This is a genomic window from Afifella pfennigii DSM 17143, from assembly GCF_000688515.1.
Taxonomy (GTDB): Bacteria; Pseudomonadota; Alphaproteobacteria; order Rhizobiales; family Afifellaceae; genus Afifella; species Afifella pfennigii.
On record NZ_JHZK01000019.1, the window covers coordinates 61475 to 71529 of the forward strand.

A 10055-nucleotide genomic window follows, 5' to 3' on the forward strand; every position below is an offset into this window, starting at 1 on the left:
AGAGCACGATCCATGATCGATCACGTCTCCATCGCCGTCTCAAGCCTCAGCAGGAGCGCTTCGTTCTATGACCATGTCCTGGAGCCGCTCGGTCTCGAAAGGATCGTCACGCGCGAGGCGACGGTGGGCTATGGCAAGACGTATCCGGAGTTCTGGCTGAATGCGCGCCCCGACCTTGAGCCCGTCGAGAAGACGACAGGCAGCCATGTCTGCCTGCGCGCGCCGAGGAAGGAAGCGGTCATCGCCTTTTATCGGGCCGCGCTTGAACTCGGCGGCTCCAGCGGCGGCGTGCCCGGAGAGCGAGAAGGCGCGGTGACGCGCTATTTCGGGGCCTTCATCCATGATCCCGATGGCAACAAGGTCGAGGCGGTCACCTTCCCACGTTCCGAGACCCGATGACATCTCAGCCTGGCCATTGGACCGTCGGCGTCCTCTTCGGGTTTCTCGGCATGCTCGGTTTCAGCGGCACCTTGGCCGCGACCCGCGTCGCGGTCGCGGATTTCTCGCCGCTCGCGATCACCTGCGCGCGCATCGTGGTCGCCGGCCTTCTCGGTGGCGTCACGCTCTATCTCACGGGCAGAACCGCGTTGCCGGAACGAAGGCACCTTGTCGCCATCGCTGTTATGGGGCTCGGGCTCGCGGTGGGCTATCCGTTCTTTCTGGCGGTGGCGCTGCAATCGGTTCCGGCGGTGCATGGCGCCGTCGTCACCGGCCTCGCGCCGGCGGCGACCGCCATCATCGCCGTCTTTCGCGCCGGCGAACGCCCGCCGCCGGTCTTCTGGCTGGCCTGCGCAATCGGTTTCGCGGCGGTTCTCACCTACGCCTACGACGCCGGGGGAGGCGCGTTCAGCGCCGCCGACGGCTGGCTTCTTCTCGCGCTCCTCTGTCTCGGCGCGGCCTATGTGGAAGGCGGGCGCGTCTCGGCCGAGCTCGGCGGCACCACGACCCTGTGCTGGGCGATGCTGTTCCTGACGCCGTTCGCCGCCGGCCCGCTCACCTGGTCGCTGCGCGACGTGGACCTTGCCTCGGTGGCGCCGTGGAGCTGGGTGTCGATGGCTTATCTCGGCGCCGTCAGCATGTTTCTTGCGGCGATCTTCTGGTATCGCGGCCTGGCGGCCGGCGGCATCGCCCGCATCGGGCAGATCAATCTCCTGTTGCCGCTGGCGGCGCTCCTCTGGCCGGCGCTTTTTCTGGGCGAGGAGATCACGACGACCGCGCTCGCCTCAGCCGTCATCGTCTTCGCGGCGATGATGGTGTGCCTGAAGGCGCGGGTCCGGCGGCGGGTATGAGCGCGGGCGCCGACCGCTTCGGCCCATTCGCGCCGACCGGCAAGCCTCAGCGCAGCATCAGACCGGCGCCGGCCAGAAGCAGGAGGCTTGCAAGGACCCGTTGCAGATCGATGCTCCTGGCCTGGACCGCGAAAAGGCCGAAATGATCGATGAGCATCCCGGCAACGAGTTGTCCGACGACGACGAGCGTGATCGCGGTGGTGGCGCCGAGCCTCGGGATCGTCTGACTCAGCGACAGATAAAGAACCAGCCCGAAAACGCCGCTCCCGAGCATGTACCAGGGCAGGCTGCGCCACTCGCGAATGCCTTCGCCGCCGCGCGCGATCAAAAGGGCGAGCGAGGCGAGCGCGCCGCCCAGATGGACGATCAGGCTTCCCGCCGCGCCGCCGATGCGATGGCCCATCGAGCCTGCAATCGACGCCTGGGCTCCGACGGCAACGCCTCCGGCAAAGCCGATCCCCACGATCAACAATGTCTCGAACATGATGCTTCCTCGCGCGGGCGACGTTGCTGCGTTCTGTCCTTCATGCCCCGGGGCGCTGGCGACGAATACCGCCAGCAGGACACGCAGGGTGTTCATTCTTGCTTCTCGTTGGAAAGTTCCGAATCGAATCGTCTCGCGCAGCTCGGCCGACCATGAGGGCGAGACGGTATCCCGGCGCCTTTCTCCTGCCTCACGCCTGCCAGCCGAACTGCGAGAAGCCGATCAGATTGCCGGCCGGATCACGCACATAGACCTCGCGCGCGCCATAGTCGGTGACATGATCGGGCACGACGATCTCGGTTCGCGGCAGCGCGGCAAGCACCGCGTCGAGCGATGCGACCTCCAGGAACACGATCGAGCGGTCGACGCGTTCCACCGCCTCGGGCCTTTGCGCGCGGGCGGAGGAAAACGACTGGTACATGAGCGCCACGCCATCGCCGGCGATGATGGCAAAACCGATGCCCTCGCCCTCGGGCACGGTCACCGGCGCCTGAAGCCCCAGCGCGGTCCAGAATGCGACGCACGCCTTGACGTCCTCGGCAAGCAGGATCGGCGTCGTCTTGCGAAAGTGGACCATGGCGGCTGTTCTCCATCGGCTTGGCCAAATCATCTGCCGCCACTTGGCAAGGGAGCCGCCCGAAGAACAATAACGTCGAAGGTTATTGTTCGGCCAAGGCAGGCGCTTTACCTGCCCATCGAATGCACCGGCGCGGAAGGGCGAGTGCTCCGGTTCCCCGGCACTGGAACGACACGATGATCGAAGACACATCCAACGGCTATGAAGCGGTCGCCGATGCGTTCGTGGCCGCGCGATCAAGCTCGACGACCGGGCTCGCGATCGTGCGCAAATGGGCGGCGTCACTTCCCCGTGGCGGCTCGGTGATCGATATCGGGTGCGGGTCGGGAGAGCCGGTCACCGCCGCGCTGATCGACGCCGGACTGGCGGTCTCGGCCATCGATGCCTCGCCGGCGCTGGTCGCCGCGTTCCGCCAGCGCTTCCCCGATGTCGAGGTGGCCTGCGAGCCGGCCGAACGCAGCCGGTTCTTCGACCACAGCTTCGATGGAGCCGTCGCAATCGGTCTCATCTTCCTCCTGCCCGAGAGCGCGCAGCGCGACCTGATCGGACGAGTTGCCGGCGCGCTGAAGCCCGGGGGGCGGTTCCTGTTCACCGCCCCGCGCCAGGTCTGCGCCTGGGACGATGTGCTGACCGGCCGGCGGTCATCCTCGCTCGGGGCAGAGGAATATGGCCGGGTCCTTGCCCAATCGGAATTGCACCTGATCGCCGAGCATGTCGATGAGGGCGAGAACCACTATTTCGAGGCGCAGAAGCGCGCGGCCTGATCGGTCTTTTCGGCTCACGGCGCAAACGCCTCGGTGAGATTGCGCTCGCTGTCGGCGCCGACGGGAAAGAACAGCTCCGTTCTGAGATCCGCCAGGGTCAGATCGTTCGCCGTGTTGAAGGCCGCCTGGATGGAGACGAGCTCGATCACCCGCCCGTCGATGCCAAGCCTTGTGGTGACGGCGGCCGACGCCGGCGCGGCAAGAGGGCTCTGGCCGCTGAGGGCGGCGAGCTTTTCGGCGGCCTTGGCGGTCTCGGCATCGTTGCGCCGTCTTGCCTCGGCGCCGAGCCGCCGGGACAGGGGCAGCGTCTCCTCCCGCCAGTTGAGAAGGGCGCCGCCAAGCGTCGGATCGCCGACGAGGGCGGCGACGAGGCTGTCGCCCGGCGCGATGCCGACGCGGCGCAGCAGCTTTTCGCCGACGCGATTGCACAGCACGATCCGCCAATCCGGATCGAGCGCCCAGCCCGGATAGGGATCGTGGCGGGCAAGCAGGCGTGAGACGGCATCCATGAAGGGCGCAAGCTCCGCGCTGTCGAGCGGCCGGCTCTGGTAGATCGGCGCAAAGCCCGCCGCCGTCAGCCAGTCGTTGCGGGCGTGGACGGGAACGTGGAGCGCCTCGGCAAGACGCAGCACCATGTCCCGGCTCGGCGCGGCCTTGGCGGTCTCAAGGTAGGACAGGTGCCGCGTGGAGACGTCGGCGGCGAGCGCCAGCGCCATCTGGCTCATGCGCCGTCTGGTCCGCCAGGCCTTCAATGTCGGGCCGAAGGCGCTCAAGGTCTTGGCCTCCCAATCCGCGGCTCTGACGGGCCGAGCTTACGACATCATAACCCGCAAGGTTATTGATTCCAGCACCTCGATTGCATGTGCTGTCGGCGAACGCGACGGATCGAAGGTGCCCCATGTCCGAACTCGCCCATGCCATGCCATTCGCCAGACTGCTCGGCCTCGATCTGAGCATTGCGACGCCTGATCGCGTGGTCGGGGCGATGAGGGTCGAAGCGGAGCTGTGCACCGTCGGTGAGAGCGTCCACGGCGGTGCGCTGATGGCATTTGCGGACTGTCTTGCCGCGATCGGCGCCTATCTCAATCTGCCCGAGGGCGCGGGCGGCACGGCCACGCTGGAGAGCAAGACGAACTTTCTGGGACGCGCCGCCAGCGGCACGCGGCTCGTCGGGACGTCGCTGCCGGTGTCGGTGGGCAAGCGGATTTCGGTCTGGCAGACGCAAATCGAAGACGAGAACGAACGAGCGATCGCCTTGGCGGTTCAGACCCAGTTGGTTCTCTAGAATTGGCGCTCCAACAAACCCGCAAGCCGTGAAATCGGACTGATCCGCTGCCCGTGTCTGCCGGGGCCGGACCCGCGCGAGAATGGCGGATGGGGTGGGATTCGAACCCACGAGACGGTCTCCCGCCTGCCGGTTTTCAAGACCGGTGCCTTCAACCACTCGGCCACCCATCCTTGCGCCGAAGAGATGGCAGAAGCGGCGCCCAAATTCCACCCTGCCGCGTCGGCTGCGGCAAAGATTGCGGCTCTGCCGGGCGAGGGCAGGGGAGCCAGGGCCCGTTGAGGCCCATCGCATGGGCTGCGCCGCAGCGGCGCTCCGCCAGGGCGAGGGGGGAGGAGGAAGGACATGCCTCTTCGCCTATGCGCCAATAGGGCGTGACGCGAGGCTGCGATGGCGGATCTGCCCGCGGCCCCTTCGGCCGCGGGCGACAATCGCCGACAGAGCCTAAAACGACACTCGGCCGGCCGCGTTAAGCAGCTGCGAGACGAAGGAGAAGTCCTTGCCCGCCGTCGGCGTGGTGCGCGAGACGAAATCGAAGACGCGCCCGTCCTGCAGGCCGTAATCGGCGATCCGCGACACCTGTTCCTCGCCGTCGAAATAGACCGCCAGCACGCGCTGATCGGTTATCCGCGGATTGAGGAAGGCCACCGGCCGGCTTGCGGTCTGCGAGATATAGTAGAATACCTCGCCGCCGAAATCGGCGGTGGTGGAGGGCGTGCCCAGCGCGATCAACACCTGCTCGCGGCTCGCCCCGACGGGCACCTGCTCCAGGGCGAGCTCGTTGACCACGTAGCCGCGCTGCTGGGTTTCCCCGATGCAGCCGCCGGCCGGCAGGGCGAGCGCGGCGGAAAAAAGGAGAGCGAGAGCGTGTGTTCTGGTCATGGCGATCCCGTTGAAGCCATGCTTGCTAGCGAGGTGATGGCGGCAATGCAATGGTCTTGGCAAGGCCGCGCGGTCTTGGCAATGCCGGGTGGCCTTGGCAATGCCGGGCGACCACCCATCTGTGTGCCATGGCCTGCAAGGGCCGAGGGAATTGCTCGATGAGACGTTTCTTTGCGCGCTTTGCGCGACATCAGGCGACGCCGGCGGAGGCGCTTTATGCTTCCGTGGTCGCGGCCTCGCGCCAGAAGGCTCTGTACGACACCTATGGCGTGCCCGACACGCTGGAGGGCCGCTTTGAGATGCTCGCCATGCATCTTTTTGCCTGCGTGCACAGCCTGACGCTCGGGCACCAGAAAGATCCGGAGCTGGCGCGCGACGTGGCCGAGGTGTTTGTGCAGGAAATGGATACCACGTTGCGCGAGATGGGCATCAGCGACAAGCGCGTGCCGCGCCGCATGAAGGCGCTGTTTTCCGCCTATGGCGGGCGCCTCGGCGCCTATGGGGCGTCGCTGACGGGCGAGGGCGAGCCGCTCGAAGAGGTGCTTGGCCGCAATATTTACGACGAGGGCGCCGATCCGGATCTGCCGGTCCGTCTGGCCGCCTATCTGCGCTTCGTGCTGGCGGAGCTCCAAGAGGCGCCTGTCGCCGCATTCCGCGAAGGCAGGCCGCCTTTTCCACCGGCGCACGATCTGCCGGCGGCCGCACCGCCGCCCAGCCCCGCGGCAAGCGAGATCGCCAGATGAACGGCCAGCCCTTCTTCAAGCCCCTGCGCCTTGCCGAGGTGCCCGCCGCCGGCCGCACCCTCAAACTGGAGGCGAGCACCCCCGAGCGCGAGCGCATCGCCGAGCAGCTCGCCGTGCCTTCCGTGGCGGCTCTGACGGCGGAATTGACGATTCGCCCCATCAGCGCCGATGGCTACCGCCTCGACGGCCGCCTTTTCGGCGAGGTGACACGGCACTGTGTCGTCACCCTCGCGCCGATCACCGAGAAGGTGGAGGAGGATGTCGCCGTCACGCTGCGCCCGGCCGAGACCTTCGAGCGCGGCGGCCCGGCCGAGCCCGGCGAGCGTGCCTCGCGCGAGGCGGTCGAGATCGCCGTGGAAAGCGAGGAGGACACCGAGCCCTATAGCGGCAATCAGGTCGATCTCGGCGCCCTGCTCGTGCAATATGTCGCGCTGGCGCTCGATCCGCATCCGCGCGCGCCGGGCGCGCGCTTTGCCGAGCATATGGAGGATGAGACCGCGCCCCAATCCCCCTTCGCGGCGCTGGAGCGACTGAAACATCGGCGCAACTGACGCAGGCGCCTTGCATTTCCCTCCAGACGGCTTGTCATGGCGGGCCGAGTGAGTATTGTCCCGCGGCCCGCGAAACCACCATATGAAGGCGATGCTTTCACCCCTCACCATTTCCCTTGATGCCATGGGCGGCGACGCTGGGCCGGAAATGGTCATCCCCGGAGCTGCCGTGGCGCTGGAGCGCCGCCCCGATCTTTCCTTCATCCTCTATGGGCAGGAAAGCGAGGTGAAGCCGTTGCTCGATCGCCATCCCAGCGTCGCGCGCGCCGCCCGCTTCGTGCATTGCGACGTCGCCGTGCGCATGGATGACAAGCCGAGCCAGGCGCTGCGTGTCGGCCGCTGGAAGTCGTCCATGTGGCGCTCCATCCAGGCGGTGCGCGATGGCGAGGCCCATGTCGCCGTCTCGGCCGGCAATACCGGCGCGCTGATGGCGATGTCGAAGTTCTGCTTGAAGACGCCGCCCGGCATCGAGCGGCCGGCGATCGCGGCGATGTGGCCCACCTTGCGCGGCGAGAGCATCGTCCTCGACGTCGGCGCGACGATCGGCTCCGACGCCCGCATGCTGGTGCATTTCGCGGTGATGGGCGCGGCGATGGCGCGCGCCCTCTTCGGCCTGGAACGGCCGACGGTGGGGCTTCTCAATATCGGCGCGGAGGAGGTGAAGGGCGTTGAGGAAGTGCGCGAGGCGGGGCATATCCTGCGCGAGCTCGATCATCCCAACTTCCACTATCACGGCTTCGTGGAGGGCGATGATCTCGGCAAGGGCACCGTCGACGTCGTCGTCACCGAAGGCTTTGCCGGCAACATCGCCTTGAAGACCGCCGAAGGCACGGCGCGTCAGATATCGGAATATCTGCGTTCGGCCATGACCCGAACGCTGGCGGCCAAGGTGGGTTATTTCTTCGCCCGCTCCGCTTTTCAGAGGCTGCGCGAGAAAATGGATCCCCGCAAGGTCAATGGCGGTCTCTTCCTCGGCCTCAACGGCCTTGTCGTGAAGAGCCATGGCGGCACCGACGCGGAGGGCTTTGCCAGCGCCGTGGAGCTCGGCCGCGAGATGGTGCTTGGCGATCTCACCCGCCAGATTGCCTCCGATCTCAGATACACATTCGGCGACGGCGAAACGAGCGGTGCCAGCGCGGAGGCGGCGCCGGCATGATTCGATCGGTAGTCACCGGCATTGGAAGTCATCTGCCCGAGAAGATCCTGACCAACCGCGAACTTGAAGCGATGGTCGACACTTCCGATGAGTGGATCGTCCAGCGCTCCGGCATTTGTGAGCGCCGCATCGCGGCGGAAGGCGAGACGACCTCCGACCTTGCCGTGACGGCGTCGAAGAAGGCGCTGGCCGATGCCGGTCTTGGTTCGGCCGACATCGACTTCATCGTCCTGGCGACCTCCACGCCGGACCAGACCTTTCCGGCCTCCGCCTGCACCGTGCAGGAGCGGCTCGGCATGCATCACGGCTATGCTTTCGATCTGCAGGCGGTGTGCTCCGGCTTTCTCTTCGCCCTGGCCACCGCCGATGCGCATCTGAAGGCCGGCTTCGGCAAGCGGGCGCTCGTCATCGGCTCGGAGACCTTCTCGCGCATTCTCGACTGGAGCGACCGCACGACCTGCGTGCTTTTCGGCGACGGTGCCGGCGCGCTGGTGCTGGAGGCGCGCGAGGAGACCGGGGACGGCGCGCGCGGCGTCCTCACCTCGCATCTGCGCTCCGACGGGCGCCATCGCGACAAGCTCTACGTCGATGGCGGACCGAGCTCAACGCGCACCGTCGGTTATCTGAGAATGGAGGGCCGCGAGGTCTTCAAGCACGCGGTCGCGACCATCACCGACGTCATCGAGGATGCCTTCGCCGCCACCGGCGAGAGCGCCGAGACCATCGACTGGTTCGTCCCGCATCAGGCCAACAAGCGGATCATCGACGCCAGCGCCAAGCGCCTCGGCATCGCCCCGCAGAAGGTGGTGACGACCGTCGAGAAGCACGGCAACACCTCCGCCGCCTCCATTCCCCTGGCTCTCGATGTGGCCGTACGCGACGGGCGCATCAAGAAGGGAGACCTGGTGCTCCTGGAGGCCATGGGCGGCGGTTTCACCTGGGGCTCGGCTCTGCTGCGCTGGTAGGCGCCTTTGAGCTATGTTGACCTAATTTCGGCGGGGGCATACCGTGCGCTCGTTTGTCGAGGAGGCACGCTTGCAGACGACAAGTGAAACGCGTCTGGGAGGCCGCACCATCACGCGGGCCGATCTGGCTGAAGCGGTCTATCGCGAGCTCGGCCTTTCCAGGACGGAATCGGCGGCCATGGTCGAGATGGTCTTATCGGAGATATCCGACACCATCGTCGCCGGGGAGACGGTCAAGCTCTCGTCGTTCGGCTCGTTCCTGGTTCGCAGCAAGGGCCAGCGCGTCGGCCGCAATCCCAAGACCGGCAAGGAGGTGCCGATCCCGCCACGGCGGGTCACGGTCTTCAAGCCGAGCAACATCATGAAGCAGCGCATCAACGACAAGCTCTCGGCGGCCGATGCGAGCGAGCCGGCCGAGATGGGCACCGAGATGTCGAGCGGTCGGTCTTGAGCGGCAAGTCGCCGGATGCCTTCCGCACCATCAGCGAGGTCGCCGAAGATCTCGACCTGCCGCAGCATGTGCTGCGCTTCTGGGAGACGCGCTTTACCCAGATCAAGCCGCTCAAGCGCGGCGGCGGCCGTCGCTACTACCGCCCGGAGGATGTCGACCTTCTCAAGGGCATTCGCCTCCTGCTCTATGGCGAGGGCTTCACCATCAAGGGCGTGCAGCGGCTCTTGAAGGAAAAGGGCGTGCGCTTCGTCGTGGCCGTCGGGCAGACGGGCAACGTGGAGACCGTGGCGCCGGCCGAGACCGCCGCCGAGACGCCCGCCAAGTTCGAGGAGGCGCCGGCCGCGGCCCTGGCGAGCCGCCCCAGCGCGCCGCCGCGCGCCCAGGCCGAGCCGGCCGTTGCCGGCGAGGAGGGACCGCTTTTCTCCGCCGCCACGCGCCAGCGTCTCAAAGAGGCGCTCGGCGAGCTTGTTGAGGCGCGCCGGATTTTGCATGAGGCCGGCCGCGGCTGAGCCCACGGCCCGCTTCGGTCGCGATCCAAGCTTGCCCCGATCCAGGCTTGTCGGCGAAAAGCCGCTCGGGAAAGAGTTGACTGTGAAGAACGCATAAGCGGCTGATAGTCGACGGATTTCGGTCTCTCGCAAGGTTTCGGTTTTGCAGGATTCGGTGGCTTGAGCCTGCGGAACCTTGCGATTTCGCATGCGGTTTGGGGATTCCCGGCGGCGCCTTTCCGTGATTCGATTGAGAGGATCACGAGAGGTGACGATGCGACCGAGAGCGCCCAATCGCGAGCTCACCGATGACCTGTTCCGCGCCCGGCTCGACCAGATCATCAACATGCGACACGAGCTCGTCCGGCTGGGCGAGCGGATCGACTGGGCGTGGCTCGATGCGGAGATCGCGCCCTGCTT

The 10055-nt window shown here is 66.8% G+C and carries 14 protein-coding genes, 1 tRNA gene and 1 pseudogene; 11 read left to right on the top strand and 5 right to left on the bottom strand.

Annotation, left to right across the window (positions count from 1 at the left end):
• Positions 1-12 precede the first annotated feature (12 nt).
• Together Q331_RS0113460 and Q331_RS0113465 are read left to right on the top strand one after the other, a co-directional pair.
• On the top strand, positions 13-399 hold the full coding sequence (locus tag Q331_RS0113460) for a VOC family protein (protein ID WP_026381117.1): 387 nt from the start codon (positions 13-15) through the stop codon (positions 397-399).
• Complete coding sequence (locus Q331_RS0113465; RefSeq protein ID WP_026381118.1) at positions 396-1289, top strand: DMT family transporter; 894 nt, start codon at positions 396-398, stop codon at positions 1287-1289. The genes Q331_RS0113460 and Q331_RS0113465 overlap by 4 nt, the downstream gene beginning before the upstream one ends.
• Positions 1290-1335: 46 nt before the next feature.
• Here the strand turns inward: Q331_RS0113465 and Q331_RS0113470 are convergent, their stop codons facing one another.
• Together Q331_RS0113470 and Q331_RS0113475 are read right to left on the bottom strand one after the other, a co-directional pair.
• Complete coding sequence (locus Q331_RS0113470) at positions 1336-1869, bottom strand: DMT family transporter (protein ID WP_210164961.1); 534 nt, start codon at positions 1867-1869, stop codon at positions 1336-1338.
• Between the two features lie 94 nt (positions 1870-1963).
• Complete coding sequence (locus Q331_RS0113475; protein ID WP_026381120.1) at positions 1964-2350, bottom strand: VOC family protein; 387 nt, start codon at positions 2348-2350, stop codon at positions 1964-1966.
• A 176-nt stretch (positions 2351-2526) separates the two neighbouring features.
• Here Q331_RS0113475 and Q331_RS0113480 point away from each other — a divergent pair, with 176 nt between their 5' ends.
• A complete protein-coding gene (locus tag Q331_RS0113480) occupies positions 2527-3114 on the top strand; it encodes a class I SAM-dependent methyltransferase (protein ID WP_026381121.1) in 588 nt (195 codons plus the stop codon).
• 14 nt (positions 3115-3128) lie between these two features.
• Here the strand turns inward: Q331_RS0113480 and Q331_RS0113485 are convergent, their stop codons facing one another.
• Positions 3129-3887, bottom strand: coding sequence for a helix-turn-helix domain-containing protein (locus tag Q331_RS0113485; protein WP_026381122.1), 759 nt, complete (start codon positions 3885-3887; stop codon positions 3129-3131).
• A 125-nt stretch (positions 3888-4012) separates the two neighbouring features.
• On the opposite strand from Q331_RS0113485, the gene Q331_RS0113490 reads away from it, so the two are divergent.
• Complete coding sequence (locus tag Q331_RS0113490; protein ID WP_034492137.1) at positions 4013-4399, top strand: PaaI family thioesterase; 387 nt, start codon at positions 4013-4015, stop codon at positions 4397-4399.
• 83 nt (positions 4400-4482) lie between these two features.
• Here the strand turns inward: Q331_RS0113490 and Q331_RS0113495 are convergent.
• Both Q331_RS0113495 and Q331_RS21610 read right to left on the bottom strand, forming a co-directional pair.
• Positions 4483-4572, bottom strand: a tRNA-Ser gene (locus Q331_RS0113495).
• Positions 4573-4843: 271 nt separating this feature from the next.
• A complete protein-coding gene (locus Q331_RS21610) occupies positions 4844-5281 on the bottom strand; it encodes an outer membrane protein assembly factor BamE (protein WP_034492141.1) in 438 nt (145 codons plus the stop codon).
• Between the two features lie 158 nt (positions 5282-5439).
• Here Q331_RS21610 and Q331_RS21615 point away from each other — a divergent pair, with 158 nt between their 5' ends.
• The 7 genes and pseudogenes from Q331_RS21615 to Q331_RS23745 all read left to right on the top strand — a co-directional run.
• Complete coding sequence (locus Q331_RS21615) at positions 5440-6024, top strand: ubiquinol-cytochrome C chaperone family protein (protein ID WP_051631155.1); 585 nt, start codon at positions 5440-5442, stop codon at positions 6022-6024.
• Positions 6021-6575 (top strand): YceD family protein, encoded by a 555-nt coding sequence (locus tag Q331_RS0113510; protein ID WP_026381124.1) that lies wholly within the window; start codon positions 6021-6023, stop codon positions 6573-6575. The genes Q331_RS21615 and Q331_RS0113510 overlap by 4 nt, the downstream gene beginning before the upstream one ends.
• Before the next feature lie 91 nt (positions 6576-6666).
• Positions 6667-7731 carry a phosphate acyltransferase PlsX gene (gene plsX, locus Q331_RS21620; protein ID WP_051631158.1) on the top strand — a complete coding sequence of 355 codons (1065 nt, stop codon included), beginning with the start codon at positions 6667-6669 and terminating at the stop codon, positions 7729-7731.
• Positions 7728-8696 (top strand): beta-ketoacyl-ACP synthase III, encoded by a 969-nt coding sequence (locus Q331_RS0113520; protein ID WP_034492144.1) that lies wholly within the window; start codon positions 7728-7730, stop codon positions 8694-8696. Before plsX ends, Q331_RS0113520 begins: the two co-directional genes overlap by 4 nt.
• Positions 8697-8790: 94 nt before the next feature.
• Positions 8791-9147: an integration host factor subunit alpha gene (locus Q331_RS21625; protein ID WP_051631159.1), complete on the top strand. Its 357-nt coding sequence runs from the start codon at positions 8791-8793 to the stop codon at positions 9145-9147.
• Entirely contained in the window at positions 9144-9656 is a 513-nt protein-coding gene (locus Q331_RS0113530) for a MerR family transcriptional regulator (RefSeq protein ID WP_026381126.1), read from the top strand. Before Q331_RS21625 ends, Q331_RS0113530 begins: the two co-directional genes overlap by 4 nt.
• A gap of 253 nt (positions 9657-9909) precedes the next feature.
• Positions 9910-10055, top strand: a pseudogene (locus Q331_RS23745) (IS5/IS1182 family transposase); the annotation flags it as partial.